Annotated in this window: 29 protein-coding genes; 12 read left to right on the plus strand and 17 right to left on the minus strand. The window is 72.7% G+C overall.

All coding sequences use genetic code 11. The features are described from left to right. Positions 1-7: 7 nt before the first annotated feature. The 5 genes from BMX97_RS25830 to epmA form a co-directional block, all read right to left on the minus strand. Positions 8-796 carry a YdcF family protein gene (locus BMX97_RS25830; RefSeq protein WP_091754060.1) on the minus strand — a complete coding sequence of 263 codons (789 nt, stop codon included), beginning with the start codon at positions 794-796 and terminating at the stop codon, positions 8-10. A gap of 42 nt (positions 797-838) precedes the next feature. Next, positions 839-1,543, minus strand: a complete 705-nt coding sequence (locus BMX97_RS25835) for a ribonuclease activity regulator RraA (protein WP_060849595.1) — start codon at positions 1,541-1,543, stop codon at positions 839-841. A gap of 118 nt (positions 1,544-1,661) precedes the next feature. Beyond that, entirely contained in the window at positions 1,662-2,279 is a 618-nt protein-coding gene (locus BMX97_RS25840) for a glutathione S-transferase family protein (protein ID WP_091754061.1), read from the minus strand. Continuing rightward, the gene (locus tag BMX97_RS25845; RefSeq protein ID WP_091754062.1) at positions 2,255-3,391 is read right to left on the minus strand and encodes a lysine-2,3-aminomutase-like protein; all 1,137 of its coding nucleotides are present in this window, start codon (positions 3,389-3,391) and stop codon (positions 2,255-2,257) included. Before BMX97_RS25845 ends, BMX97_RS25840 begins: the two co-directional genes overlap by 25 nt. Then, positions 3,388-4,455, minus strand: a complete 1,068-nt coding sequence (gene epmA / locus BMX97_RS25850) for an EF-P lysine aminoacylase EpmA (protein ID WP_091754063.1) — start codon at positions 4,453-4,455, stop codon at positions 3,388-3,390. Before epmA ends, BMX97_RS25845 begins: the two co-directional genes overlap by 4 nt. A 167-nt stretch (positions 4,456-4,622) precedes the next feature. Here epmA and efp point away from each other — a divergent pair, with 167 nt between their 5' ends. Next, positions 4,623-5,192 (plus strand): elongation factor P, encoded by a 570-nt coding sequence (gene efp, locus BMX97_RS25855; RefSeq protein WP_091754064.1) that lies wholly within the window; start codon positions 4,623-4,625, stop codon positions 5,190-5,192. 34 nt (positions 5,193-5,226) lie between these two features. On the opposite strand, the gene BMX97_RS25860 is transcribed toward efp, so the two are convergent. After that, on the minus strand, positions 5,227-6,210 hold the full coding sequence (locus BMX97_RS25860) for an acetyltransferase domain-containing protein (protein WP_280142816.1): 984 nt from the start codon (positions 6,208-6,210) through the stop codon (positions 5,227-5,229). Between the two features lie 305 nt (positions 6,211-6,515). Here BMX97_RS25860 and BMX97_RS25865 point away from each other — a divergent pair, with 305 nt between their 5' ends. Both BMX97_RS25865 and BMX97_RS25870 read left to right on the plus strand, forming a co-directional pair. Continuing rightward, complete coding sequence (locus BMX97_RS25865) at positions 6,516-7,145, plus strand: cold-shock protein (RefSeq protein WP_060848906.1); 630 nt, start codon at positions 6,516-6,518, stop codon at positions 7,143-7,145. Between the two features lie 110 nt (positions 7,146-7,255). Further along, positions 7,256-7,741 carry a DUF192 domain-containing protein gene (locus BMX97_RS25870; RefSeq protein ID WP_091754066.1) on the plus strand — a complete coding sequence of 162 codons (486 nt, stop codon included), beginning with the start codon at positions 7,256-7,258 and terminating at the stop codon, positions 7,739-7,741. A 57-nt stretch (positions 7,742-7,798) separates the two neighbouring features. On the opposite strand, the gene BMX97_RS25875 is transcribed toward BMX97_RS25870, so the two are convergent. Next, positions 7,799-8,014 carry a hypothetical protein gene (locus BMX97_RS25875; RefSeq protein WP_091754067.1) on the minus strand — a complete coding sequence of 72 codons (216 nt, stop codon included), beginning with the start codon at positions 8,012-8,014 and terminating at the stop codon, positions 7,799-7,801. 187 nt (positions 8,015-8,201) lie between these two features. Here BMX97_RS25875 and BMX97_RS25880 point away from each other — a divergent pair, with 187 nt between their 5' ends. After that, positions 8,202-8,450, plus strand: a complete 249-nt coding sequence (locus tag BMX97_RS25880; RefSeq protein ID WP_048427839.1) for a hypothetical protein — start codon at positions 8,202-8,204, stop codon at positions 8,448-8,450. A gap of 575 nt (positions 8,451-9,025) precedes the next feature. Here the strand turns inward: BMX97_RS25880 and BMX97_RS25885 are convergent. The 3 genes from BMX97_RS25885 to BMX97_RS25895 all read right to left on the minus strand — a co-directional run bounded on the left by BMX97_RS25885 (position 9,026) and on the right by BMX97_RS25895 (position 12,142). Continuing rightward, positions 9,026-9,646, minus strand: coding sequence for a PAQR family membrane homeostasis protein TrhA (locus tag BMX97_RS25885; protein ID WP_091754109.1), 621 nt, complete (start codon positions 9,644-9,646; stop codon positions 9,026-9,028). Between the two features lie 199 nt (positions 9,647-9,845). Beyond that, positions 9,846-10,940 carry a COX15/CtaA family protein gene (locus BMX97_RS25890; protein ID WP_091754068.1) on the minus strand — a complete coding sequence of 365 codons (1,095 nt, stop codon included), beginning with the start codon at positions 10,938-10,940 and terminating at the stop codon, positions 9,846-9,848. Between the two features lie 62 nt (positions 10,941-11,002). Then, positions 11,003-12,142, minus strand: a complete 1,140-nt coding sequence (locus BMX97_RS25895) for an anhydro-N-acetylmuramic acid kinase (RefSeq protein ID WP_177202357.1) — start codon at positions 12,140-12,142, stop codon at positions 11,003-11,005. Positions 12,143-12,282: 140 nt separating this feature from the next. Between BMX97_RS25895 and tyrS the strand changes: the two genes are divergently transcribed. Beyond that, the gene (gene tyrS / locus BMX97_RS25900; RefSeq protein WP_091754069.1) at positions 12,283-13,557 is read left to right on the plus strand and encodes a tyrosine--tRNA ligase; all 1,275 of its coding nucleotides are present in this window, start codon (positions 12,283-12,285) and stop codon (positions 13,555-13,557) included. 125 nt (positions 13,558-13,682) lie between these two features. On the opposite strand, the gene BMX97_RS25905 is transcribed toward tyrS, so the two are convergent. Beyond that, positions 13,683-13,979 carry a hypothetical protein gene (locus BMX97_RS25905; RefSeq protein WP_091754070.1) on the minus strand — a complete coding sequence of 99 codons (297 nt, stop codon included), beginning with the start codon at positions 13,977-13,979 and terminating at the stop codon, positions 13,683-13,685. A 305-nt stretch (positions 13,980-14,284) separates the two neighbouring features. On the opposite strand from BMX97_RS25905, the gene BMX97_RS25910 reads away from it, so the two are divergent. Further along, positions 14,285-14,866 (plus strand): YqaA family protein, encoded by a 582-nt coding sequence (locus tag BMX97_RS25910; protein WP_091754071.1) that lies wholly within the window; start codon positions 14,285-14,287, stop codon positions 14,864-14,866. 10 nt (positions 14,867-14,876) lie between these two features. Then, positions 14,877-15,401 (plus strand): disulfide bond formation protein B, encoded by a 525-nt coding sequence (locus BMX97_RS25915; RefSeq protein WP_091754072.1) that lies wholly within the window; start codon positions 14,877-14,879, stop codon positions 15,399-15,401. A 9-nt stretch (positions 15,402-15,410) separates the two neighbouring features. Here BMX97_RS25915 and BMX97_RS25920 read toward each other — a convergent pair whose 3' ends face one another. Next, positions 15,411-15,761: a hypothetical protein gene (locus BMX97_RS25920; RefSeq protein WP_091754073.1), complete on the minus strand. Its 351-nt coding sequence runs from the start codon at positions 15,759-15,761 to the stop codon at positions 15,411-15,413. A 181-nt stretch (positions 15,762-15,942) separates the two neighbouring features. On the opposite strand from BMX97_RS25920, the gene BMX97_RS25925 reads away from it, so the two are divergent. Together BMX97_RS25925 and BMX97_RS25930 are read left to right on the plus strand one after the other, a co-directional pair. Beyond that, the gene (locus BMX97_RS25925) at positions 15,943-16,239 is read left to right on the plus strand and encodes a hypothetical protein (RefSeq protein ID WP_091754074.1); all 297 of its coding nucleotides are present in this window, start codon (positions 15,943-15,945) and stop codon (positions 16,237-16,239) included. A gap of 110 nt (positions 16,240-16,349) precedes the next feature. Continuing rightward, positions 16,350-18,533, plus strand: a complete 2,184-nt coding sequence (locus BMX97_RS25930; protein WP_091754111.1) for a cation:proton antiporter domain-containing protein — start codon at positions 16,350-16,352, stop codon at positions 18,531-18,533. Positions 18,534-18,537: 4 nt separating this feature from the next. On the opposite strand, the gene BMX97_RS25935 is transcribed toward BMX97_RS25930, so the two are convergent. The 4 genes from BMX97_RS25935 to BMX97_RS25950 all read right to left on the minus strand — a co-directional run bounded on the left by BMX97_RS25935 (position 18,538) and on the right by BMX97_RS25950 (position 20,803). Continuing rightward, positions 18,538-19,023: a DUF1178 family protein gene (locus BMX97_RS25935; protein ID WP_091754075.1), complete on the minus strand. Its 486-nt coding sequence runs from the start codon at positions 19,021-19,023 to the stop codon at positions 18,538-18,540. Between the two features lie 154 nt (positions 19,024-19,177). Continuing rightward, positions 19,178-20,020 carry a carbon-nitrogen hydrolase family protein gene (locus tag BMX97_RS25940; protein WP_091754076.1) on the minus strand — a complete coding sequence of 281 codons (843 nt, stop codon included), beginning with the start codon at positions 20,018-20,020 and terminating at the stop codon, positions 19,178-19,180. A gap of 74 nt (positions 20,021-20,094) precedes the next feature. Beyond that, complete coding sequence (gene grxC, locus BMX97_RS25945) at positions 20,095-20,352, minus strand: glutaredoxin 3 (RefSeq protein ID WP_091754077.1); 258 nt, start codon at positions 20,350-20,352, stop codon at positions 20,095-20,097. 94 nt (positions 20,353-20,446) lie between these two features. Then, complete coding sequence (locus BMX97_RS25950; RefSeq protein WP_048427828.1) at positions 20,447-20,803, minus strand: cell cycle two-component system response regulator CpdR; 357 nt, start codon at positions 20,801-20,803, stop codon at positions 20,447-20,449. Between the two features lie 215 nt (positions 20,804-21,018). On the opposite strand from BMX97_RS25950, the gene BMX97_RS25955 reads away from it, so the two are divergent. From BMX97_RS25955 to BMX97_RS25965, 3 genes are all read left to right on the plus strand, one after another. Beyond that, complete coding sequence (locus BMX97_RS25955) at positions 21,019-21,909, plus strand: N-formylglutamate amidohydrolase (protein ID WP_091754078.1); 891 nt, start codon at positions 21,019-21,021, stop codon at positions 21,907-21,909. A 153-nt stretch (positions 21,910-22,062) separates the two neighbouring features. Then, positions 22,063-22,947 carry an HpcH/HpaI aldolase/citrate lyase family protein gene (locus tag BMX97_RS25960; protein WP_060848920.1) on the plus strand — a complete coding sequence of 295 codons (885 nt, stop codon included), beginning with the start codon at positions 22,063-22,065 and terminating at the stop codon, positions 22,945-22,947. Positions 22,948-23,192: 245 nt separating this feature from the next. Beyond that, the gene (locus tag BMX97_RS25965) at positions 23,193-23,543 is read left to right on the plus strand and encodes a hypothetical protein (protein ID WP_091754079.1); all 351 of its coding nucleotides are present in this window, start codon (positions 23,193-23,195) and stop codon (positions 23,541-23,543) included. A 58-nt stretch (positions 23,544-23,601) separates the two neighbouring features. On the opposite strand, the gene BMX97_RS25970 is transcribed toward BMX97_RS25965, so the two are convergent. Beyond that, a complete protein-coding gene (locus BMX97_RS25970) occupies positions 23,602-24,015 on the minus strand; it encodes a hypothetical protein (RefSeq protein WP_091754080.1) in 414 nt (137 codons plus the stop codon). Positions 24,016-24,267: the final 252 nt, after the last annotated feature.

A 24,267-nucleotide genomic window follows, 5' to 3' on the forward strand; every position in this document is an offset into this window, starting at 1 on the left:
ACCGGGATCACGGTCCCGGGAACACCGCTTCGGTGTAGCCCGAGGCCCGGTAGGCCGCGAGGCCGAGCCATTCGCGCACCGCGATGTCGAGCTCGAACAGGCCGTCGCCGGCGGTGGCGTGGATCGCCAGGGCGCCGGGGCCGGTGCGATAATCGACCGGGTAGGCCGTCACCGTGAAGCCGGCGCGGCGAAAGCAGCCGACCGCCCGCGGCATGTGCCAGGCCGAGGTGACGAGGAGCCAGCGCTCGCCGGGCTTCGGCTTGACCAGTTCGGCGCTGAAGGTCGCGTTCTCGTGGGTGTTGCGGGACCGGTCCTCGTAGGTGATCCGCTCGGGCGGGACGCCGAGGGACGCGGCGTGGCGCCGGGTGATCGCGGATTCCGACACCGCCCCGTCGCCGGTGAGCCGGCCGGAGCCGCCGGCGAAGACGACGACCGCCTGCGGATAGCGCCGGGCGAGGTCGCCGAGCGCGATCATCCGCTCCCCGGCATCGTTGACGACGAGCTGGCCGCGGGCGGCCGACAGCCCGGTCTCGACCGCGCCGCCCAGCACCACGATTCCGGCGACCGGGCCGCCGTCGTCGCGGAAGTCCGGGAAGCGGTTCTCGAGCGGGCCGAAGACCAGGGAGGCCAGCGGCGAGACGCCGCCGACGAGGAGCGCGAGGCCGCACAGGGCCGCGAGACCGGCGCCGAGGCGGCGCCAGCGCAGGGAGAGCCCCGCCCCGGCGACGACCAGGAGCAGGAGCAGGTTCGAAGGCGCCGCGAGGAACCACAGCACCTTCGAGAGCACGAAGAACACCGGGCGGTCCCGGCAGGGCGATCGGTCAGGCCTTGCCGGTCATCAAGCCTTGCCGGTCTCGGCCTCGTAGCGGGCGCGGGTCTCGGCGTTCGGCGGGTACAGGCCCGGCAGCGGCAGGCCCTTGTCGACCTCGCGCATGATCCAGAGTTCGAGGCGCTCCTGCTCGACGGCGGCGAGCGCGACCTCCTCGGCGAGGGCCGCCGGGATCAGCACCGCGCCGTCGCCGTCCGCCACCACGATGTCGTCCGGATAGACCGCGACGCCGCCGCAGCCGACGGGCTCGCCCCAGCCGACGAAGGTGAGGCCCGACACCGAGGCCGGGGCCGCGACGCCGGAGCACCAGACCGGCAGGCCGGTGCCCTCGACCCCCTCGCCGTCGCGCACGACGCCGTCGGTGATCAGCGCCGCGACGCCGCGCTTCTTCATCCGGGCGCACAGGATGTCGCCGAAGATGCCGGCATCCTGCACCCCCATGGCGTCGACCACCGCGATGCAGCCCTCGGGCATCGCCTCGATCGCCGCGCGGGTCGAGGTCGGGCTCGACCAGGATTCCGGGGTCGCCAGGTCCTCGCGGGCCGGCACGAAGCGCAGGGTGAAGGCCGGGCCGACGATCCGCTGCCCGGCAGCGAAGCGCGGCATCGGCCCGCGCATCCAGCAGCGGCGGATGCCCTTCTTCAGGAGCACCGTGGTCAGGGTGGCGGTGGTGACGGCCTGCAGGGCGTCGAGGAGCGTCTTGTCGAGCGGCATCGGGCCTTCGGGGGCGTGGGGAGAGGGACGGGTCGAGACGTAGCCGATCCGGCGGGAGGCGGCCACGCCGTCAGCGCATGGCCGCGCTCCGGCAAGGCTCGGCTTCGAGGGCCCGGCGTCAGCTCAGGGGCGGCAGCGCGACGGAGGCCGCCGGGCGCTCCCGGACGCGCGCGTACCAGGCCCGCAGGGCCGGCCGCTCGATGCGCGGCACGTCGAGGTGCAGCCAGCGATGGGTGGCGGCGGCGACCGCGATGTCGGCCACGGTGAAGCGCTCGCCGACCATGTAGGCGCGGCCCATCAGGTGTGCGTCGAGGATCGCCGCGCACTCCTCGGACGCCGCGACCGAACGGTCGATCGTCGCCTGGTCGCGCCGGTCGGCCGGGGTGCGCACGGTCTGCCAAAACGCGTCCCGGGTCGCGGGCGTGAAGCGGGTCGCCTGCCAGTCCAGCCACTGGTCGGTCAGAGCCGCCGCGCGGGGATCCCCGGGCCAGAGGCCGTGGGCTTCGTGCCCGCGGGCGAGGTGGCGCAGGATCGCGTTCGATTCCCAGAGGACGAAGCCGTCCTCCTCCAGCACCGGCACGAGGCCGTTGGGGTTCATCGCGACGTAGTCGGGATCGCGGACGCGGCCGAAGGCGCCGCCGGCCTCGACCCGCTCGTAGGGCAGGCCGAGCTCCTCGAGCCCCCACACCGCCTTCTGCACGTTGACGGAACTCAGCCGTCCCCAGAGCCTGCGCATGGCGTGTCCTCCTCGGTGTTCCGCGGTTCGATCTCGGATGGATCGATCTCGGTTGGAACAATCTTGGGCGGGTAGGCGTGGCGTCCGCCCGTCGGGTCGGTGACGGTCCAGCCCGCAAGACCGTCGCCGGCCCGACCGGCGGCCGCCAGGTAGCCCGGCCCGACCGGCACCTTGCCGTATCCGCCCGGGATGTCGAGGACGTAGGTCGGCTGCGCCAGCCCGGAGACCCGCCCGCGCAGGCAGCGCATCAGCTCCTGGCCGCGATCGAGGGTTGTGCGCAGGTGGCCGGTGCCGGGGGCGAGGTCGCCGTGATGCAGGTAGTACGGCTTGATCCGGTTCTCGACGAAGGCCCGCATCAGGGCGGCCAGCGTGTCGGGGTCGTCGTTGACGCCGGCGAGCAGCACCGACTGGCTCACCATCGGGATCCCGGCATCGACGAGGCGCGCGATCGCCGCGCGCGCCGCGTCCGAGAATTCCACCGGGTGGTTGGCGTGGAGCGCCACGAACACCGCGCCCTCGAAGCGCTTGAGCGCCCCGATCAGCGCCGCGTCGACCCGCGCCGGATCGACCACCGGCACGCGGGTGTGGAGCCGCAGCACCCGGACATGCGGGATCGCCCGCAGCGCCGCGGCGATGCGCCCGAGCCGCCGGGGCGAGAGCACGAGCGGGTCACCGCCGGTGACCACCACCTCCCAGACCTCGTCGCGGGAGGCGATGTAGGCGAGCGCGGCGTCGAGCTCGGCCTCGGTCAGGCTGCCCTGCCCCTCCGGGCCGACCACCTCGCGGCGGAAGCAGAAGCGGCAATAGACCGGGCAGACGTGGAGGGGCTTCAGCAGCACCCGGTCGGGATAGCGGTGGACGATGCCGGGAACGGGCGCATGGGCCTCGTCGCCGATCGGGTCGGCCCGCTCCTCGGGCGTGGTGACGAGTTCCTCGGCCCGGGGGACGAACTGGCGGCCGATCCCGTCCTCGGCGCCGGCGATCAGCTCGGCGATCGCCGGGGTGATCGACACGGCGTAGCGCGCCGCCACCCGCTCCAGCGCCGGCAGTTGCTCCACGGAGACGAGGCCGGCCGCGGCGAGGTCGCGGGCGCTGCGGATCGGTCCGCTCACCGGGCGGGTCCCGTGCCGGGATACTCGGCGACCGGCGTCCAGATCACGTCCTCGATCCGGCGCGCGCCGGTCGCCAGCATGACCAGCCGGTCGAAGCCGAGCGCGATGCCGCTCGCCTCCGGCATCTGGCCGAGGGCGCCCAGAAAGTCCTCATCGACGGGGTAGCGCTCGCCGTAGACGCGCTCCTTCTCGTCCATCTCGGCGCAGAAGCGCCGGCGCTGCTCGTCGGCGTCGGTCAATTCGCCGAAGGCGTTGGCGAGCTCGACGCCGCAGGCATAGAGCTCGAAGCGCTCCGCCACCCGCGGATCGGCCGGGCTCGGCCGGGCGAGCGCCGCCTCGGGGATCGGGTACTCGCACAGGATCGTCGCCCGGCCGCGGCCGAGCGCCGGCTCGACCCGCTCGACCATCACCCGGCTGAACAGGTCGGCCCAGGTGTCGTCGGGCGCGGTGCGGATGCCGGCATTCCCGAGCGCCGCGGCGAGCCCAGTCCGGTCGGTATCCCCGTTCGGCGCCACGCTCGCCAGGAGGTCGATGCCGGCATGGCGGTCGAACGCCTCCGCCACGCTCAGCCGCTCCGGCTCGGCGAACGGGTCGGCCTCGACCCCGCGCCAGGAGAAGGTCGTCGCGCCCGCCGTCTCGGCGGCGAGACGCAGGAGCACCGCGCAATCGTGCATCAGGCTGTCGTAGGTCTCTCCCGCCCGGTACCATTCGAGCATGGTGAATTCCGGGTGGTGCAGCGCCCCGCGCTCGCGGTTGCGGTAGACCGGGCCGAGGCTGAACAGCCGGGGCTCGCCCGCCGCCAGCAGCTTCTTGCAGGCGAATTCCGGCGAGGTGTGCAGGTAGAGCGGATGCGCCGTGCCGTCGGGGGCGATGGCCTGCGTGGCGAAGGCCGAGAGATGCGCCTCGTTGCCGGGCGAGACCTGGAGGATGGCGGCGTCGACCTCGACGAAGTCGCGGGCGGAGAACCACGCCCGGAGCGCGGCGGCGATGCGGTTGCGGGCCATCAGCCGCGGCCGGCGGTCGGCATGGACGTGGGGGGCCCACCAGGGCGAGGCGGAGGTCATGCGGCGAAGGTCATGCGGCGAGGTCATGGCGGGCGGGGCGACTGGCGGTCGCGCCTGAGATGCGATAGGGCGGGCCGAAGGCATCCTCTGCCGGCGCGGCGCGCGACGCCCGCGGCTTGGCGGACGCCGCCGCTTTCTGTCAACGCTTCAAGTCCAGGATTCGCCCCGTGCCGAAGGTCATCGCCAGCTCACTCCGCAAGGGCAACGTCGTCGACAAGGACGGCCGGCTCTACGTGATCCTCTCCGCCGAGAACATCCACCCCGGCAAGGGCACGCCGGTGACCCAGCTCGACATGCGCCGGATCACCGACGGCGTGAAGGTCTCGGAGCGCTACCGCACCACCGAGCAGGTCGAGCGCGCCTACGTCGAGGACCGGGAGCACACCTTCCTGTACAGCGACGCGGAGGGGTTCCACTTCATGAACCCGGAATCCTACGAGCAGCTCGCGGTGCCGAAGGACGTGATCGGCGACCAGGCCCCCTACCTGCAGGAGGGCATGGCGGTCATGCTCTCGACCCATAACGGCGTGCCGCTGGCGCTCGAGCTGCCCCAGCGCGTCACCCTCGAGGTGACCGACACCGAGCCGGTGACCAAGGGCCAGACCGCCTCCTCGTCCTACAAGCCCGCCACGCTCTCGAACGGCATCCGCACCCTGGTGCCGCCGCATATCGGCACCGGCACCCGCATCGTCGTGATGACGGCCGACGGCGCCTACGTCGAGCGCGCCAAGGACTGATCCGCGCCAAGGACTGGGCCGGGCGCGCGGGCAGCTACCCGCCGCCCGCCTCCCGAAAGCAGGTTCGGGACAGCGCGATCGCCCGGCCCTGCTCCTCCGCCGAGAAGCCGCCGCCGGCCCGCCACAGGCCCTCTGCCCGCAGGCGCTCGACGACGCAGCGCGCCGCCACTCGGCAGGCCGCCTCGCCGCCGCCGGCCTCGGCGCAGTTCGCCCGGTACTCGCGCCGGAACTGCGCCTCCCCCGCCCGCGGATGCGGCCCGGCGAGCGCCGCCACCCCGTAGAGCAGCCCGAGCAGCACCGGCTGGTGGATCAGGTAGACCGCGAGGCTGTGACGCCCCGCCGCCGTCGCGAGCCGCCCGGCCCGGCCCCGCGGCGCGATCGTGCCGATCGCCGAGGCCGCGAGCCGCGGCAGCGCCACCCGGCCGAGCCCGACCCCCGCCAGCACGAAGCCGAACCAGGGAAACAGCGGCACGTAGTCGTTGGTGGTCGGCACCGTCGCGCCGAGCCCCAGGAACAGCAGACCCGGTGCATCGAGGAGAGCCGGAGACCCTGCCAGGGCCGCGAGATGGGGCCCGGCGAGGACGAGAGCCGCCGCGAGCCCGACGAGCGGCAGCGGCGCGACGAGGGCCGGCAGCGCCAGCACGCTCGCCACGGCGATGCAGTGCAGGATGCCGAAGAAGATCCACGAATTGGGAAACAGGAAGACGGTCGCGAGCGAGATCGCGCCCGCCGCCGCGGCGATGCGGGCGAGCCGCAGCAGGTAGGGGCGCCACCGGCCGGACCGCCCCGGCCGGGCGAGGACGAGGCTGATCCCGACGAGGACCAGGAAGCTCCCGGCGATACCGTGCGCCGCCGCCCGGCCCACGGGCGTCAGGGCGAGGTTCTCGGGCGTCAGCCGCAGGAAGCCGAGGTCCCAGGTCAGGTGGTAGAGCGCCATCGCCAGGAGCGCGACGCCGCGGGCGAGGTCGACGACCGCGAGGCGCCGGATGGGCGTGGACGTGGAAGATGGGGTGTGAATCGCGGCTCTCCCGGACGGCGGATGGGCGCCGTCATAGCCGAGCCCGCACGGGGTCCGGGACCCCCGCCATGCCTGCGGCGAAAACGCGCAGTCTCGGGGTGGGATTGCCGGCGATGGGCGCAACCGCAGGGCATCGGCCTCGCACCCTGCCTCCCGGGATTGCAGATTGTGCGTCCGCGAAGCGACATCGACGCGGGACGTGGCCGCTTCGGTGTCTCAACTCGGCGGATTTGGGCTTCCCCGGAGTCATGACTTTGTTAATCTGCAGGTGAAGCGCGCGACGCGATTCGAGTGGGTTGCTTACGATGTCGGACGAGTTCGGTTCAGGTCTCGCCGGGGAACGGCGAGGGGGCGCGTTCGGGGACGACGCGCGCGACACCCGGTCCGGGCTCGACGCGGCGGCGATCGAGCGCCCGGTCGAACTGGTCGAGGTCAGCGGCCGCATCAAGTGGTTCGACGTCGCCAAGGGCTTCGGCTTCATCGTACCCGACGACGGCTCGCCGGACGTGCTGCTCCACGTCACCTGCCTGCGGCGCGACGGCCACCAGAGCGCCAGCGAGGGCGCCCGGATCGTGGTCGAGGCGGTGCAGCGCTCCCGCGGCTGGCAGGCGTTCCGGGTCGTCTCCCTCGACCAGACCACCGCGACCCACCCGGCCGAGCTGCCGATGCCGCGCACCCACGTCACCGTGGTGCCGACGAGCGGCCTCGAGACCGCGGTGGTGAAGTGGTTCAACCGCCTGCGCGGCTTCGGCTTCCTCAGCCGCGGCGACGGTACGCCGGACATCTTCGTCCACATGGAGACGCTGCGGCGCTACGGCATCGCCGAGCTCAAGCCCGGCGAATACGTCCAGGTGCGCTACGGCGACGGCTCGAAGGGGCTGATGGCCGCCGAGGTGCGCCTCCTGACCGAGGCCGGTCCCCCGTCGTCGCACTGATCCGCAGGCCCGGGCACGGCCACGGGACCTCTCCCCCCATTTTGGTTTCCCGCGCATGTCCGGCGGCGGGCGCCCATCCCCTTCGCCGGACGGCGCTCTAGCTCACCGTCATGTCGCTTCGCTTCGCACGGCCCCTCGCCGCCTCGCCGCGCCGGCTCCTCGCCGCGTTCCTCCTCTTCCTGGCGCTCGCGCCCTCGGCCGCCCTGGCCGACGGCCCGTTCGAGCCGCTGACGATCGCCTCCCGCTCCGGCCGCCACGCCTTCCAGGTCGAGGTGATGCGCGACGATGCGGGCCGGGCCCAGGGCCTGATGTTCCGCCGCACCATGGCGCCGGACCGCGGCATGCTGTTCGACTTCGAGCGCATGGAGCCGGTGACGATGTGGATGAAGAACACCTACCTGCCGCTCGACATGCTGTTCATCCGCGCCGACGGCACGGTGGCGCGGATCGCGGCCGACACCGAGCCGCTCTCGACCCGGACCATCTCCTCCGGCGAGCCGGTGCTCGGCGTGCTCGAGCTCAACGCCGGCACCGCCGCGCGCCTCGGGATCCATCCGGGCGACAAGGTCGAGCACCCGCTCTTCCGCAAGCGCTGAGCGCCCGTTCGCGGACGGGGAAGGCCCCGGCGGCGATGACCGCCGGGACGTCCGGGCTCAGAAGCCGCGGTTCGAGATGCTCGGAATCGACGGCTGGGTGAAGGCGCGGTTCACGTCGGGCCGGCGCTGCGTCCCGTTGGTGTCGTTCGAACGCACGTAGTTCTTGGTGTCGAAGGACTCGGCGAGGCCGCTGCCGCGGGAATCGCCGGAGCTGGTGCAGGCGGCGGCGAGGCCCGCGAGGGTGAGCGCCGCGGCGGCACGAAGGAGACGCATGAGGGGATCCTGGGCTCTGACAGTCGGGCCGGGGTGCCCGGCTCCCGCCCCCCCGTCAAGGCGCCGGCCCCGCGCGGGGCCGCGAAGCTCGGCCTCTGTGCCCCCCGGGCCGCGCTCCGCGGAATGTGTGGAGGGCCACGATTCTCCGGCTGGCGGAGTCCCGCGCTTTGCGCGAAAGTCCCGGCCGATGAGCAACGTCGTTCCCCTGCTGCGCCCGCGCCCGGCGCCCGATGCCGCCGCCCGCGCCACCGCGATGGTCGTGTCCGACCTCGTGACGATCGCCGAGCAGCTGCACGACATCGGCGCCCGCGCCGCCGCCCTGGGCCGGCCGCGCACGGAGGCGGAGCGCACGGTGCAGATGGTGCTGGACGCCGTGACCTCGATCGAGCGGGCGCTCGACACCATCACGGATGGCGGGGACTACACCCCGTTCTGAGGGCTCGCCCGACTCACCCGGAGATCGCGTCCCGCTCTCGACCTGATCCTGAAGCGTCAGAGCCTGTGCGACACACGCAATCGATCAACGAACGATCTTGCCTCCCACACGCGACCTCATCCTGAGGTGTTAGTCGATCGAAGATCGACTGACTTCGAAGGAGACCTCCAGCTGGCGCAACGATCCCTGGAGCCCTCCATCGAGATCAGTCCATCTCCGATGGAGCGCGATCTTCGATCGCCAACACATCAGGATGACGTCTAGAGTGGAATAAAACATCCTGCTCAAGTCAAGCATTCTCACAGTCGATCGAATATCAACTGACATTCAAGGATTATTCCAGCTGCTGCATCCTGCCGGAGACGAGGTGACACGCGTAATAGTATGCTTACCGCATCATTCCAGGGCCGCATAAGCGGAACCCGGGATCGAAAGCCTTGACCGCCGGATCGTCAATCCGAACGGTCGCGGGCCCTTCTCCGACCCGCCGCAGCCCCGGAACGATCCGCAAAACCGCCCGGGCCCTCAATCGGACCACCCTGGTCCGATCACCGGACCGCCCGACTTCCGCCGTCTCACGCCCCCACGTCGAGCATGCTGCGGAACACCGCGCCATAATGGCAGGCGGCGGCGGCCAGCACGAAGGCGTGCCAGATCGCGTTCTGGAACGGGAGCTGGCGCCACATGTGGAAGATGACGCCGAGCGAGTACAGCAGGCCGCCGGCGGCGAGCAGCCACAGGGCCGGTGGCGACAGGGCGGCGATCACCGAATCGTAGACCATCATCCCGCTCCAGCCGAGCGCCAGGTAGAGGGCGATCGCCAGGCGGTCGAAGCGGCCCGGCAGGGTCAGCTTCACGGCGGCGCCGACGACGGCGACGAGCCAGATCCCGGCGAGCAGCCCGAGGGCGATGCCGTCGGTGCCGACCAGGGCAACGAGGGGCGTGTAGGTGCCGGCGATCATCAGGAAGATGGTGGCGTGGTCGCACCGGCGCAGCCGCCATTTCGTCCGGCCGATCGGCCACATGTTGTAGGCCGCCGAGGTCCCCAGCATCGCCACGAGGCCGGCGGCGTAGACGCCGACCGCCACCGTCTCGGCGGGGCTGAGCTTCGAGAGGACGGCGCTGATCGTCAACGCCACGGCGCCGATCACGCCGAGGCAGACCCCGACCACGTGCACGATGCTGTCGGCGAGCATCTCGCGCGGCGTGTAGGTCCAGACGAGGCCGAGCGGCCGGCCGTCCGGCGCGAAGCGCGGGGCGGGGGCTGAGGACAGTTCCAGGGAGTGCTCCTGCGCGGACAATCGGACCTCCGCTCCTCGGGGCCGGGAGACGGCCTCCCGATCCGTCGAGGTTAAGACGCGAGCATGAACGTGGGACGAACGGTCCCTCCTCGCCTCAGATAGCCCGCAGCGCCGCCGGCGCGGGCGCCCGGCCGAGCCGGGCATGGGCGCTCGCCATGCCCAGCACCAGCATGGCGGCGACCTGGTGGGCGAGGCCGGCCCAGAGCGGCACCGCCAGCAGCAGCGTGACGATGCCGAGCGTCGCCTGGGCGACGACGAGGCCGGCGAGCGCGGTGGCGCGCCGCGCCGCACCGGTCCCGGGCATGGTGCGGCGGGCATCGAGGGCGTGGACGATCGCGAGGGCGAGCAGCGCGTAGGCGACGAGCCGGTGGTTGAACTGAACCAGGGCGACGTTGTCGACGAAGTTCTCGATCCAGGGCGTGCCGGCGAACAGGCCGCCGGGCACGAGGCCGCCATCCATCAGCGGCCAGGTGTTGTAGGTGAGCCCCGCCTTCGAGCCGGCGACGAGGCCGCCGAGCGCGATCTGCACCAGCACCAGGACCATCAGGGCGAGCGCCGTGCGGGAGAGCCGCGCCGGCAGCACCTCGTCGCGGCGGCGGTCGAGGCCGGCGGCGATCCAGACGAGGCCGGCATAGATCCCGCTCGCCAGCGTCAGGTGCAGGGCGAGCTTGATCGGCGCCACCGCGGTCATGCCGGGCTGGAGGCCCGACGCCACCATGATCCAGCCGACCGCGCCCTGGAGGCCGCCGAGCACGCCGAGGCCGAGGAGGCCGAGCCCGAGGCGCCGGTCGAGCTGGCCGCGCAGCCAGAACACCAGCAGCGGCAGGAAGAACGCGAGCCCGATGATCCGGCCGAGCAGCCGGTGGCCCCATTCCCAGCCGTAGATGAACTGGAACTCCGACAGGGTCATGCCCTGGTTCAGCAGCCGGTATTGCGGCGTCGCCTGGTACTTGGCGAATTCCTGGGCCCAGGCCTCGGACGAGAGCGGCGGGATCGCGCCGGTGACCGGCTTCCACTCGGTGATCGACAGGCCGGAGCCGGTCAGCCGCGTCGCGCCGCCCACCGCCACCATCGCCACCACCAGGGCGGCCATGACGAAGAGCCAGGTCCGCACGGCGCGGCGGGACCGGGGCGCCGCGGCGGCCGGTGCCGCGGGAGGAACGAGGCCGATCGAGGACGTGCTGCTCATGCGCGACGGCTTACCGGCGGGGACGGGCCTCGCGCAACGTCCTGCGGTGCCGCACTGCCCGCTTAATCCTCCGGCCGCGCCAGCACGCCGCCGCTGATCGCCTCGCGCACGCCCGTGGTCGACGGGAAGGTGATCGGCAGGCCCTCCACCGAGCGCACCGCCAGGTAGGCGAAGGCCTGGGCCTCCAGGAAGGCCGAGGACCAGCCGATGGCGTCCGCCGTCGTGATCTCGGCGCGCAGGTGGTAGTTGAGCTGGCGCAGCAATTCGCCGTTGCGGGCCCCGCCGCCCGCGACGATCCAGCGGACCGGCGGGTCGGAGGCATGGTCGAGGGCGCGGGCGACCGCCCTCGCCGTGAAGGCGGTCAGCGTCGCGGCGCCGTCCTCGGTCGAGAGCTGGCCGGCGAGCTTGTGCGAGAACCAGTTGCGGTCGAGCGACTTCGGCGGCCGGCGGGCGAAGAACGGGTGGACGAGGAGCCAGGCGAGCAGCTGCTCGTCGGGCCGGCCGCGGGCGGCGGTGCGGCCGTTGTCGTCGAGCGCGTGGCCGGTGCGCTCGCGCATCCAGTCGTCGATCAGCGCGTTGCCGGGCCCGGTGTCGAAGGCGAGGATGCGCCCGTCCCGGGCGATCAGCGTCGCGTTGGCCACGCCCCCGATATTGAGGATGCCGAGGCTCTCGGTGAAGCCCGAGGCCTGGGCCAGCGCCCGGTGGAAGACCGGCACCAGCGGCGCCCCCTGCCCGCCCGCCTCGATGTCGGCGTGGCGCAGGTCCGACACCACCTTGATGCCGAGGCGGCGGCTGAGAACTCGGCCGTCGCCGATCTGCACGCTCATCTTCTGGTCGGGCCGGTGCACCACGGTCTGGCCGTGGAAGCCGATCACGTCGATGTCCGCCGCGGTGAGCCCGTTCTCGGAGAGGAAGTTCTCGACCGCCTCGGCGTGCAGGCGCGTCACCAGCTCCTCGGCGGCGGCAAGGCAGCCCGGGCGCTCGCTGCGCTCGGTCACGGCCTCGGCGTCGATCAGGGCCTGGCGCAGGAGCGCCCGGTCGTCGTCGGAATAGGCGCGGTAGCCCGTCGGGCCCAGCGGCTCGAGGTAGCCGTTGGGGCTGCGCTCGACCCGGACCGTCTCGCCATCCGTCTCGATCAGGGCGACGTCGACGCCGTCGAGGGAGGTCCCGCTCATCAGCCCGATCGCGCGCCGCATCGTCATCCCGAATCGCCCCCGTGCCTTTCGGGGCCGGCACTGCTATGGACCGACCCGTTCCGAATCCGACGGAGCTAGCATGGCGGCACCGCGCTGTCGCCAAGCCCACGGCAGATTGCCCACCCGCGAGACTGATCGAGAGTTCCATGGCCGCGCCCACCGACTTCGCGCCGCGTTCCGACTTCCTCCGCGTCCTCCTGGAGCGCGGCTACGTCCACCAATGCTCCGACTTCGCGGGCGTGGACGAGGCCGCCCGCGAGGGCCGGCTGACGGCCTATGTCGGCTACGATTGCACGGCGCCGTCGCTGCATATCGGCCACCTGCTCTCGATCATGATGCTGCACTGGCTCCAGGCGACCGGCGGCAAGCCGGTGGCGCTGATGGGCGGCGGCACCACCCGGGTCGGCGATCCGTCCGGCCGCGACGAGACCCGCAAGATCCTGACGCTCGACCAGATCGAGGCCAACAAGGCCGAGATCGGCAAGACCTTCGCGCGCTTCCTCGACTTCGGAACGGCTCCCAACGCCGCCGTGATGGCCGACAATGCCGAGTGGCTGACCACCCTCAACTACATCGAGATGCTGCGCGACATCGGCCGGCACTTCTCGGTCAACCGGATGCTGTCGATGGACAGCGTGCGGCTGCGGCTGGAGCGCGACCAGGAGCTGTCGTTCCTGGAATTCAACTACATGATCCTGCAGGCCTATGACTTCGCCGAGCTGAACCGCCGCTACGGCGTGACGCTGCAGATGGGCGGCTCGGACCAGTGGGGCAACATCGTCACCGGAATCGATCTCGGCCGGCGCCTCGGCACGCCGCAGCTCCACGCCCTGACCTGCCCGCTGATGACCACGGCGTCGGGCGCCAAGATGGGCAAGACGGCGTCGGGCGCGGTCTGGCTCAACCCGGACATGCTGAGCCCCTACGAGTACTGGCAGTTCTGGCGCAACACCGAGGACGCCGATGTCGGCCGCTTCCTGCGCCTGTTCACCCTGATGCCGCTCGACGAGGTCGCCCGGCTCGCGGGCTTGGGCGGCCAGGAGATCAACGAGGCCAAGAAGGTGCTGGCCACCGAGGCCACCGCCCTGCTGCACGGCCGCGAGGCGGCGGAGGCCGCCGCCGAGACGGCGCGGCGCACCTTCGAGGAGGGGGCGTTGGCCCAGAGCCTGCCCACCGTCGAGGTGCCGCGCACGGCGATCGAGGCGGGGCTGGGCGTGCTCTCGGCCTTCGGCCCGGATCATGCCGGCTTGGTGCCCTCGACCAGCGAGGCGCGGCGCCAGGTGAAGAGCGGCGGCCTCAAGGTCAACGACGCCCCCGTCACCGACGAGCGCGCGGTGATCGGCACCGGCGACGTGACGCCGGAGGGCGTGGTGAAGCTGTCCTTCGGCCGCAAGAAGCACGTGCTGCTGCGGGTGGTGTAGGGCCGTCGCGCGGGACCCCGCGCCTGCCGATGCCGGCGCGTGTCCCGGTCCGACGCGGATAACCCTCCCCCGCTTTGCGGGGGAGGGTTCGTACCCGAGCCTTCGGGGACGCTGCGCGGGCCGAATCAGGCGTGCGGCCGGGCCCGGCGGCGGGTCACGGCCCGCGCGGTCGCGACCGGCGCGCAACGCTGCCAGCCCCAATGGTCGTAGGCGGTCGAGGCGCGGGCCTCGCACCAGCCCTGGTGGCGGAGCGCCGTGGCGAGGCGGTCGCGGTCCTCGCAGGCCTGGTCGGCCAGCGGCGAGGCCGGCAGGGCGCAGGCCGCGTCGGCCCGCTGCCAGCGCGCGACGAGGTCCTGCGCGGCGGCCGGGACGGTGCCGGCGAGGAGCGGGGCGAGGACGAGGAACGGACGCAGGAACGACATCGCGCGGGGCCTTCGGTAGATCCGGGCCGATCGATGAGAGACGATCGTGGCGCGGATCGGGCGGAACGGTGCAGTCCCGTCAAGCAGAAACCGGATACCGTGAAGATGAACCGCCAGGAGAACTAGGCCGACTGGACGAGGCCGGTCGGGATCTCGGCCCGCCGGGCGGCGGTGGATCGACAGGGCGCCGATGCCCCGCCGGAGCGGACGCTTCCCGCCCGGCTGTGGCGGCCGGAACCCTCGCCAGCGCCGCGAACCTGTGCTCAAAGGGCGCCACCTGACGACTGACGGGCTTGATCCCCACGATGCTGCGCCGCCTCTACGAGTGGATCCTCGCGCTCGCCGCGCGCCCCTCGGCCCCCTACGCGCTCGGCGCGGTCTCCTTCGCCGAGAGCTCGTTCTTCCCGGTGCCGCCCGACGTGATGCTGGTGCCGATGGTGGTGACCCGGCCCGAGAAGGCCTGGACCTACGCGCTCGTCGCGACGCTGACCTCGGTGGCGGGCGGCATCGCCGGCTACGCGATCGGCGCGCTGCTCTACGATTCCCTCGGCGCCTGGCTCTTCCACCTCTACGGCCTCGACAAGGGCGCCGACCAGTTCCGCGAGGCCTACGCCCATTACGGCCACTGGGTGATCCTGCTGAAGGGGCTCACGCCGATCCCCTACAAGCTCGTCACCATCACGTCGGGCTTCGCCGGCTACGACCTGTTCTGGTTCGTCGTCCTGTCGCTGATCACCCGGGGCGCGCGGTTCTTCATCCTGGCGGGACTCGTGCGCCGCTACGGCGTCGGCATCCGCACCGTCCTCGACCGGCACCTGAACGCCGTGGCGGCGATCTGCGTCGCGGTCGCCGTGCTCGGCTTCGTCGGCTTCCGCTACCTGATCTGAGGATTGGCCCATGGCCGGCACTCCCATGGCTCCCTCCCTCGCCGCGCGGCTCACGGCGCCCCGGCCGACCGCCCTGCTGGTGCTCGTCGGCGCCGCCGCCACCGTCGGCGGGGCGCTGATCTTCCAGCACGGCTTCGGCTACGTGCCTTGCAAGCTGTGCCTGACTGAGCGCCAGCCCTACTACCTCGCCCTGCCGCTGCTCGCCGCCGCGCTGCTGCTGCCGCGCCGGCTCGCGGGCGGGCTCCTCGCCCTGGTGGCGGTGATCTTCCTCGTCGGGGCGGCCCTGGGCGCCTACCATGCCGGGGCCGAGTGGGGCTTCTGGCCCGGACCCAGCGATTGCGGCGGCGGCGCCGGCCCGGCGCCGGCCGGCGTCGACGACTTCCTCAAGTCCCTGCAGGCCACCCGCCCGGTGGATTGCACCGCGGCCGCCTGGCGCTTCCTGGGGATCTCGCTCGCCGGCTACAACGCCCTCATCGCGCTCGCCCTCGCGGCGCTCGCCGGGACCGGGGCCCTGCGGGCGCTGCGCCGGGGCTGACGGGCCGCCTCAGCGCTTCGGCTTCATCACCGTCGGCTCGGCCAGGAGCGCGGCCAGCCGCTCGGAATCGAGGGCCGGCTCGGGCTTCGGCTTCGCCTCCCTGCGGGCCTCCTTCGCCGCCTCGGCCTTCTTGGCCTCGATCTTCTCGGGCCGCGCCATCCGGGCGGCCTTCGCGATCGGCGGCGTCGGCACGATCGAGCCGGTGGTGACCGGCTCGTCGAGCGGCATCACGGGCTTTAAGGCGGCGACGAGCTGCGGGCGGGGCGTCTCGCGGTCGAGCTGCGCCGAGCAGACGGCGCAGACCGTGGCGAAGCCGAGGCTCGCGACGGTCGCGAGGAAGAGATTGGTACGCAGGGACACGGGCCGGGTACTCAAACGGTTGACCATCCGGGAGCCTAGGCGGCGACCCTTAATGATCCCCTTGCCGATCGCGGCCGGTGGCGCCGACCTCGACGGGATTCAGGACTTGTGAACCCTGTCCGCAGGAGCGCGCGAACCCGCCGGCCCCCGAGAACGTCTTCGCCCAAAGGGGATGCGATAGATGTTCTTCACCATGACGGCGGCGATCGGCGGCGGGATGGCGGCCGCGACCTGGCTGATCCAGGACGGTCCGGCCGTGGCGGCCTCGGCGGGCGCCATCGCCGGCGCCGTCAGCGCGGCGGTGGCCGCGGCCCTTCTCTCGTGGCTCGACCGCCGGTCCGGGACGGTCGAGCCGGCCGCCGCCGCGACCCGGCAGCCCGACGACCTCCCGCGCCTGCCCCACCGCCGCCGCTCCGTCCTGCGCCGCTTCGCGCGCCGCTGCCACCCGGAGGACGGGATTCTCGCTCCCGCCCGCTGATCGCCCCGGAACCGGGGCAGTGCGGCCCGGTTGACGGCCGCACCCCGGCGAGGACCCGAGCGATCCGCGTGGCACTGCCCTTCTTCCCGGCCCGCTCCGGGACCTGCCGCGTGAGGCGTGCCCTCCCCGCCCTGACCTTGGCCACGGCCGCGTTCATCGTCGCCGGCAGCGCCCAGGCCGCCGGGATCGGCTCGGCCGGCGGCCCGTCCGAGGTGGTGCTGCTGATCCAGATCGTACTGCTCTTGAGCCTCGGGCGCCTGCTCGGCGAGGCGATGCTGCGGGTCGGCCAGCCGGCGGTGATGGGCCAGCTGCTCGCCGGCCTGCTGCTCGGACCGTCGTTCCTCGGGGCGGTCTGGCCGGAGGCGCAGCACTGGCTGTTTCCGCCCGGACGCGACCAGCGCGCGCTCCTCGACGGCATCGCCCAGCTCGGCATCCTGCTGCTGCTGATGATGACCGGGACGGAGACCGACCTCGCCCTGGTGCGCAAGGTCCGGCGCGCGGCGGTCAGCGTCTCGGTCGCCGGCGTCGCGGTGCCGTTCGCCTGCGGCTTCCTCCTCGGCTGGTTCCTGCCCGCGGCGATGCTGCCGCACCCGGAGCTGCGCCTCGTCACCTCGCTCTTCCTCGGCACCGCGCTCGCGATCTCGTCGGTCAAGATCGTCGCCATGGTGGTGCGCGAGATGAATTTCCTGCGCCGCAACGTCGGCCAGGTGATCGTCGCCTCGGCGATCATCGACGACACGATCGGCTGGGTGATCATCGCGGTGATCTTCAGCCTGGCGCGGGCCGGCACCATCGATCCGTGGGAGGTCGGCCGCAGCCTCGCCGGCACCCTGGTCTTCCTCGGGATCAGCCTGACGGTCGGGCGCCGCCTGGTCTTCTGGCTGATCCGCTGGGCCAACGACTCGCTGAGGAGCGAGGCGGCGGTGATCACCGCGATCCTAGTGCTGATGGGGGTGCTGGCGCTCGTCACGCAGGCCATCGGCGTCCACACGGTGCTCGGCGCCTTCGTGGCCGGGCTGCTGGTCGGCCAGTCGCCGATCCTGACGCGCCGGATCGACGAGCAGCTGCGCGGCGTCGTGACCGCCCTGTTCGCGCCGATCTTCTTCGGGCTCGCGGGCCTCAGCGCCGACCTGACCATCCTGCGCGACCCGCGCCTGCTGCTCCTCACCCTCGGGCTCATCGCGGTGGCGAGCCTCGGCAAGTTCGCCGGCGCCTTCGCGGGCGGGCTGATCGGGGGCCTGCGGCGGCCGGAATCCCTGGCGCTCGCCTGCGGGATGAACGCCCGCGGCTCGACCGAGGTGATCGTCGCATCGATCGGGCTCGGCATGGGGGCGCTGAGCCAGGACCTGTTCACGATGATCGTCGCGATGGCGCTGATCACCACCCTGGCGATGCCGCCGATGCTGCGCTGGGCCCTCCACCGCCTGCCGCTCGAAGGCGAGGAGAAGGCGCGGCTCGCGCGCGAGGCGGCGGAGGAGACCGGCTTCGTCGCGCGGCTCGAACGCCTGCTCGTCGCCGCCGACGACGGGGCGAAGGGCCGCTTCGCCGCGCGGATCGCCGGCCTCGTCGCCGGCTCGCGCGGCATGCCGGTGACCGTGGTGCGGCTCGGCGAGCCCGCCGAGGAGACCCGTCTCGCGGGCGCGGTGACGGCGGCCGCGGAGGCCGCACGGGGCGAGGAGGCCGCGCCGGTCGAGGTGACCGAGCACGCGAGCCCCACGCCCGCCGCCGAGGCCGTGGGCGAGGAGGCCGCCAAGGGCTACGACCTCCTGATCGTCGGCATCGACCCCACGGTCGCACCGGAAGGCGGCCTTGCCGACGCGGTGGCCGGCGCGGCGGAGCGGTTCGACGGGCCGCTCGCCATCGCGGCCGCCCGCGGCGCGCATCGCGACGACCCGGACGCGCCGCTTGCGATCCTGGCGGTGATCGACGGCACCGAGGCGGCCCGCCGCGGCGCCGAGATCGCCGTTACCCTGGCCCGCGGCGCGAATGCGCCGCTCTGCGTGCTCTTCCTTGCCGACGGCGCCGGCCGGCGCCTGGCCGGGATGCGCCAGGGCGACGCCGCGGCCCTGCGCGAGGTGCTCGATCTCGCCGAGCGGGCCGGGCTGCGGGTACACGCCCATGTCCGGGCGACCCGCTCGCCCGAGCGCGAGATCCTGCGCCAGGCGCGGGCCGGCGACCACGACCTGATCGTGATGGGTGTCACGCGCCGCGCCGGCGAGGCCGCATCGTTCGGCCCCCTCGCCGAGACGGTGCTGGAGGCCTCCGACCGCTCGGTCCTTTTTCTGGCGAGCTGACGATTCAGTTCCGGTCGTCGGGCAGGGGCGGCAGCGGCTGCACGGCGATGCCCTCGTCGACGAGGGCGCGGGCCTCTGTGAGGCTCGCCTCGCCGTAGATCGCCCGCTGCTCGGTCTCGCCGTAATGCATCCGCCGGGCTTCCGTCGCGAAGTTCGACCCGACATGGTCGGCGGAGCGGGCGACCTGCTCGTGCAGGGCGCGGATCATCGCGCGCAGCTGGCGCTCGGGCTCGGAGACCAGACTGACCGGCGTCTCGGCGGGCGCCGGGACGGCGGGGGCGGCCTCCGCCCGGGCCGGCGCGCCGGCCGGGGCCGGCAGCGCCGCGGCGCGGCCGAGGGACGGCGCCATGATCTGCTTGGTGACCTTCGCGCTGTCGCAGAACGGGCAGGTGACGAAGCCGGCCTGCGCCTGGGCGTCGTAGGAATCGCTCGACGGGAACCAGCTCTCGAAGCTGTGGCCGGAATCGCAGGACAGGGCGTAGCGGATCATGGGACCGGATATCGGGGGGCGGGGGCGCCGTTGCGAGGGCGATGCGACGCTTGAGACGCGCCGTGGGGCGAAAATGCGGCCCGGGACGCCTCGTTCGCGACGACACCAAGGACCGGTCCGTCGCCGACGAGGCGGCGGGAACGACGGTCCGGCGTCAGGCGCCGGCCGCCTCCACCACCACCACCGGCCGGGCGTGGCGCAGGGCCGGGATGCGGGCGCGGGCATCCGCGACGAGGGCCATGTCGATCTCGGCCAGGATCACCCCCGGCTCGTTGCCGTCGGCCTCCGCCAGCACCCGGCCCCAGGGATCGACGATGAGGGAGTGGCCGTAGGTCTCGCGCCCGTCCTCGTGCCGGCCGCCTTGCGCGGCCGAGATCATGAACGAGCCGGTCTCGATCGCCCGGGCGCGCTGCAGCACGTGCCAATGCGCCTCGCCGGTCTGGCGGATGAAGGCGGCCGGCGCCGACAGGATCTCGGCCCCGGCCTCGGCCAGCGCCCGGTAGAGGGCGGGAAAGCGCACGTCGTAGCAGATCGCGACGCCGAGCCGGCCCCAGGGCAGGTCGGCGACGACCGCCCGGGCGCCGCCGGTATAGGTGGCGGATTCGCGGTAGCTCTCGCCGTTCGGCAGATCGACGTCGTAGAGGTGGAGCTTGTCGTAGGACGCGGTGATCGCGCCCTCGCGGTCGATCACGAAGGCGCGGTTGGCGACCTTGTCGCCGTTCTTCACCGCGAGCGAACCGACATGCACCACCACCCCGCGCTCGCGGGCGACGTCGCGCAGCGCGCCCAGCGTCGGATCGTCCTCCGGCGCGCGGATCTTCTGGAAGAGGCTCGGCCGGTCGCGCTCGAGCAGCGAGGTCATCTCGGGCGTCTGGACGTAGTGCGCGCCGCGTTCGGCCGCCTCGCGGATCCCCGCCACCGCGGCGTCGCGGTTCAGCGCGGGGTCGCGGCCGGAGCGCATCTGCACGCAGGCGGCGACGAAGCGGGGAGCGGTCATGGGCGGCGGACTCCGGGACGGTCCGGGAAGCTTACGCCGCAAGGCCCCCACACCGCCAGGGGGTCAGCCGGCCGTCAGCCGGCCAGGAGCGGATCGAGGCGGCCGGCGCGGTCGAGGGCGTAGAGGTCGTCACAACCGCCGACATGGGTCTCGCCGACGAAGATCTGCGGCACGCTGGTGCGCCCGCCGGCCTTCCCGACCATCTCGGTGCGGGCGCCGGCCTTGGCCTCGACGTCGATCTCGGTGAACGCCGCGCCCTTCTCCTGGAGCAGCGACTTGGCCGCCGAGCAATAGGGGCACCAGCTGGTGGTGTAGATCGTGACCGGCTGCATCCGACGGCTCGCGCTGCTGGGGGAGGGCCCGATATAGGCGCGGGCGGACCCGCGCGCCAGCGGCGCGTGGACGGCCTGCCTCCGGACGGCCCTGTCAGGCCGCCATCAGCTTCTCGACCTCGGTCACCAGCTCGCGCAGGTGGAAGGGCTTCGACAGGACCTTGGCGTCCTTCGGGGCCTTCGAATCGGGGTTGAGCGCCACCGCGGCGAAGCCGGTGATGAACATCACCTTGATGTCGGGGTCGAGCTCGGTGGCGCGGCGCGCCAGCTCGATGCCGTCCATCTCGGGCATCACGATGTCGGTGAGCAGGAGCTCGAACGGCTCCTCGCGCAGGCGGTTGTAGGCCGAGAGCCCGTTGTCGAACGAGGCCACGTCGTAGCCTGCGTTCTGGAGCGCCTTGGCGAGGAAGCGACGCATGTCGTTGTCGTCTTCCGCGAGGAGGATCTTCATGAACGAAAGTCCCGGATACCGATTCGGAGCGTTCATTCCATAAAGCGGCGTCGTGGTAAACAGAGTGTTGACGCCGCGCCGCCGGGCCGCTCCATCCACGGCGGAATCGTGCCCCGGCGGGGCCGCCCGGCAGTGGACAGGCCCGGGCCGGGGCGCCAGATTAGCCGGATGATGATGGTGCGACCGCGTCCCGCCCCCCGCCCCGGCGCGTCCGGATGAGCCGAGCTTCCCCCGCGAGCCTGTTCGCCCCGCCCTTCCAGGTGGACGAGCCGGAGCGGCAGACCCTGCCGTTCGTCTACAACACGGGCCATTCGGGCGCGGTCTACCCGGCTTCCTTCGTGGCGGCCTCGCGGCTCGACGCGGTGGCCCTGCGCCGCTCGGAGGACGCCTTCGTCGACCGGCTCTACGCGCCCGTCGTGGGCCTCGGCGCCCCGCTGATGCGGGCCGCGTTCCCGCGGGCCTATCTCGACGTCAACCGCGAGCCCTACGAGCTCGATCCGCGGATGTTCGAGGGCCGCCTCCCGCCCTTCGTCAACGTGCGCTCGATGCGGGTGGCCGGGGGCCTCGGCACGGTGCCGCGGGTGGTGGCGGACGGCCAGGAGATCTATCGCGGCCGGCTTCCCGTCGAGGAGGCGCTGGCGCGCATCGAGGAGCTGTACAAGCCCTATCACCGGACCCTGAAGGAGCTGGTGGCCCGCACCGCCCGGACCTTCGGCCACGCGGTCCTGATCGACTGCCACTCGATGCCCTCGACGAGCCTGTCGCGCGACGAGGGCCAGGCGGTCGACGTGGTGCTGGGCGACCGGTTCGGCACCGCCTGCGCGCCCGACCTGATCGATTGCGCGGAAGCCGCGTTCCGCGCCCACGGCCTGCGGGTGGTGCGCAACAAGCCCTATGCGGGCGGCTTCGTCACCGAGCATTACGGCGAGCCGGCGCAAGGCCGCCACGCCCTGCAGATCGAGATCAACCGCGCCCTCTACATGGACGAGCGCAAGCTCCTGCCCCGTCCCGGCTTCGAGGCGCTGTCGCGGGTCCTGACCGCGGTGGCGGAGACCCTGGGCCACGCCGCCCTCGACCTCGGCCCCCGGCGCATCGCCGCCGAGTAGGATCGCCCCCTTCTCCGTCCGACGATCGCCGGGCTGGCGCGGCCGGTCCGATCGGCTAAGCAGGGCGGCGACGCGGCCCCGCGGCTTCCCTCGCGGATCCGGGGCGCGACATTCCTGCGCGACGGCCTTGTGCGAACCCTGGGGAAGCCCGCGATGATCGATCTCCGCCTCCGCCGCAGCGTGCTCTACATGCCGGGCTCGAACCTGCGCGCCCTCGAGAAGGCGCGCAGCCTGCCGGCCGACGCATTGATCCTCGACCTCGAGGACGCGGTCGCCCCGGACGCCAAGGACGTGGCACGCGAGCAGGTCTGCGCCGCGGTGCGCCAGGGCGGCTACGGCGACCGCGAGCTGATCATCCGGGTCAACGCCCCCCAGACCCCGTGGGGCGAGGCGGACCTGCGGGCGGCGATCGAGGCCGGGCCCGACGCGATCTTGATGCCGAAGGTCTCCTCCCCGGCGGTGCTGGAGAACATCGCAGACCGGCTGGAAGCGCTCGACGCGCCGGCCGGCATCAAGATCTGGGCGATGATCGAGACCCCGGCGGCGATCCTCAACATCCAGGCGATCGCGGCGGCGCGGCGCAACCCCGGCACCCGTCTGACCTGCTTCGTGCTGGGCACCAACGACCTCGCCAAGGACACCTGGACGCAGATCGTGCCGGGCCGGGCCCCGATGATGCCCTGGCTCATGACCGCGCTCGCCGGCGCCCGGGCCGAGGGCCTGACGATCCTCGACGGCGTCTACAACAACTTCTCCGACCTCGACGGCTGCCGCGAGGAATGCGAGCAAGCCCGCATCCTCGGCTTCGACGGCAAGACCCTGATCCATCCGAGCCAGGTGGCGCTCGCCAACACCGCCTTCGCCCCGACCGAGGCCGAGGTCGCGGTGGCCCGCACGGTGATCGAGGCGTTCGAGCGGCCCGAGAACGCCAGGCGCGGCGCGATCCAGATCAACGGCCGCATGTTCGAGCGCCAGCACATCCCGATGGCCCGGCGCTCCGTCGCCTGGTCGGAGGCCATCGCCGCCAAGGGACAGTAAGCGACGGCCCTGAGACCGATACCGGCGCGCCCGCCCGGGAACGAGGCAGCGCGCCGGGCTTGACCCACCGGCTTTTGCGGCGCACAAATTCTTAATAGAAGTTAAACGCGCGAGCGTCCGGACCGTCTCGGGACGGCACAGGCTCGGCGCGGCTCCTCCGGCCCGGCCGTCGGCCCGGGCCCGACTCGGCGCCCACGGCCCTCATGGCGCCGCTCCCTCGTCACCCCCGCGATGGAGTTCCCCCCATGCGTTGCGATCCCCCGCCCTTCGAGACCATCTTCCGCATCCCGGGCGAGCACCGCCTCGAGAGCGACGGCATGCTCGGCCGCGGCGGCCGGGTGTTCGGGCTGTCCTGGTTCCATCGGGAATACGACCCGGGCGACCGCCTCGTGGCGCGCTACGAGACCTACGACGAGGTCGGCGCCGACGGCGCGTCGCGCTGCGGCTGGCGCCGCTACGACGAGGCGGGCCGCCTCACCCTGCGGCACGAGGTCGGGATGCGATGGGCCGCCCTGGTCGAGAGCCTGTCGCGCCGCGAGGCCGAGACGGCGCTGCAGCACCCGCAGGGCATCGTGCTCGACGGCGTCCCGGCCTGAGCCGCCGGACCGTCGATACGTCGGAAGCTCCGGCCGTCCCCCGACCGGCGGCTTTCCCTCACCGCGCCGGCTTCTTCGCCGGTTCGGCCGCCGGCGCCGCCGGGGTGATGCTGCCGGTCTGGTTCACCTTGTCGCGCGCCGTGTCGAGGCGCTTGGTCAGGGCGGCGAGGTCGCGCTGCGTGGCGGCGAGCTGTGCCTTGGCCTTCTCGCGGGTCGCTCCCATCTGGGTGATCTCGTCGCGGGCGGCGGCGATCTTGGCCTGGCGGTCGCGCAGCTCGGCCTCGACGTCCTGGAACTGCTTGAAGCGGGCGGCGAGCGCGTCGCGCTGGCCCTCGGTCTCGGCCAGCTGGGCCCGCAGCGCGCTCTTGCCCGACGAGGAGACGCCGTACGCCCCCCAGCCCGACAGGGTGCCGAGACCGAGGATGCCGGCCGCGAGAAGGGCGGGCGTGGGGCGGAACCGCAGGGCGCGCATCGGCAGTCCTCGTCAGATACTCGTAGGGCCGCCGGCGGCGACCGAGGATGTCCCGAACCCGGGAACACGACTGTCCGCAACGATGACGGATCTTCGTTAACGCCGCCTTGCGCGACGGCCGGCCCGGAAACCTTGACAGACGGTTACCCCCACCCCCGCCACGGCCGGGAAACCACCGGCCGAAGCCTTAACCTCCCAGTCGTTAGGCCTTGTCATGTTAGACCAAGGCCGAGGGCGCCGGGAGGGCGAACC

Origin of the sequence: Methylobacterium sp. ap11 (assembly GCF_900110515.1) — a bacterium.
Classification (GTDB): domain Bacteria; phylum Pseudomonadota; class Alphaproteobacteria; order Rhizobiales; family Beijerinckiaceae; genus Methylobacterium; species Methylobacterium ajmalii.

What these genes read in the sequence shown, in the direction of transcription:
- BMX97_RS25835 (WP_060849595.1), bottom strand. Translation starts at nt 1,543, where the DNA reads ATGCCGCTCGACAAGACGCTCCTCGACGCCCTGCAGGCCGTCACCACC.
- BMX97_RS25840 (WP_091754061.1), bottom strand. Translation starts at nt 2,279, where the DNA reads ATGCGCAGGCTCTGGGGACGGCTGAGTTCCGTCAACGTGCAGAAGGCG.
- epmA (WP_091754063.1), bottom strand. Translation starts at nt 4,455, where the DNA reads ATGACCTCCGCCTCGCCCTGGTGGGCCCCCCACGTCCATGCCGACCGC.
- BMX97_RS25865 (WP_060848906.1), top strand. Translation starts at nt 6,516, where the DNA reads ATGTCGGACGAGTTCGGTTCAGGTCTCGCCGGGGAACGGCGAGGGGGC.
- BMX97_RS25870 (WP_091754066.1), top strand. Translation starts at nt 7,256, where the DNA reads ATGTCGCTTCGCTTCGCACGGCCCCTCGCCGCCTCGCCGCGCCGGCTC.
- BMX97_RS25875 (WP_091754067.1), bottom strand. Translation starts at nt 8,014, where the DNA reads ATGCGTCTCCTTCGTGCCGCCGCGGCGCTCACCCTCGCGGGCCTCGCC.
- BMX97_RS25880 (WP_048427839.1), top strand. Translation starts at nt 8,202, where the DNA reads ATGAGCAACGTCGTTCCCCTGCTGCGCCCGCGCCCGGCGCCCGATGCC.
- BMX97_RS25885 (WP_091754109.1), bottom strand. Translation starts at nt 9,646, where the DNA reads ATGCTCGCCGACAGCATCGTGCACGTGGTCGGGGTCTGCCTCGGCGTG.
- BMX97_RS25890 (WP_091754068.1), bottom strand. Translation starts at nt 10,940, where the DNA reads ATGAGCAGCACGTCCTCGATCGGCCTCGTTCCTCCCGCGGCACCGGCC.
- BMX97_RS25895 (WP_177202357.1), bottom strand. Translation starts at nt 12,142, where the DNA reads ATGACGATGCGGCGCGCGATCGGGCTGATGAGCGGGACCTCCCTCGAC.
- tyrS (WP_091754069.1), top strand. Translation starts at nt 12,283, where the DNA reads ATGGCCGCGCCCACCGACTTCGCGCCGCGTTCCGACTTCCTCCGCGTC.
- BMX97_RS25905 (WP_091754070.1), bottom strand. Translation starts at nt 13,979, where the DNA reads ATGTCGTTCCTGCGTCCGTTCCTCGTCCTCGCCCCGCTCCTCGCCGGC.
- BMX97_RS25910 (WP_091754071.1), top strand. Translation starts at nt 14,285, where the DNA reads ATGCTGCGCCGCCTCTACGAGTGGATCCTCGCGCTCGCCGCGCGCCCC.
- BMX97_RS25915 (WP_091754072.1), top strand. Translation starts at nt 14,877, where the DNA reads ATGGCCGGCACTCCCATGGCTCCCTCCCTCGCCGCGCGGCTCACGGCG.
- BMX97_RS25925 (WP_091754074.1), top strand. Translation starts at nt 15,943, where the DNA reads ATGTTCTTCACCATGACGGCGGCGATCGGCGGCGGGATGGCGGCCGCG.
- BMX97_RS25935 (WP_091754075.1), bottom strand. Translation starts at nt 19,023, where the DNA reads ATGATCCGCTACGCCCTGTCCTGCGATTCCGGCCACAGCTTCGAGAGC.
- BMX97_RS25940 (WP_091754076.1), bottom strand. Translation starts at nt 20,020, where the DNA reads ATGACCGCTCCCCGCTTCGTCGCCGCCTGCGTGCAGATGCGCTCCGGC.
- grxC (WP_091754077.1), bottom strand. Translation starts at nt 20,352, where the DNA reads ATGCAGCCGGTCACGATCTACACCACCAGCTGGTGCCCCTATTGCTCG.
- BMX97_RS25950 (WP_048427828.1), bottom strand. Translation starts at nt 20,803, where the DNA reads ATGAAGATCCTCCTCGCGGAAGACGACAACGACATGCGTCGCTTCCTC.
- BMX97_RS25955 (WP_091754078.1), top strand. Translation starts at nt 21,019, where the DNA reads ATGAGCCGAGCTTCCCCCGCGAGCCTGTTCGCCCCGCCCTTCCAGGTG.
- BMX97_RS25960 (WP_060848920.1), top strand. Translation starts at nt 22,063, where the DNA reads ATGATCGATCTCCGCCTCCGCCGCAGCGTGCTCTACATGCCGGGCTCG.
- BMX97_RS25965 (WP_091754079.1), top strand. Translation starts at nt 23,193, where the DNA reads ATGCGTTGCGATCCCCCGCCCTTCGAGACCATCTTCCGCATCCCGGGC.
- BMX97_RS25970 (WP_091754080.1), bottom strand. Translation starts at nt 24,015, where the DNA reads ATGCGCGCCCTGCGGTTCCGCCCCACGCCCGCCCTTCTCGCGGCCGGC.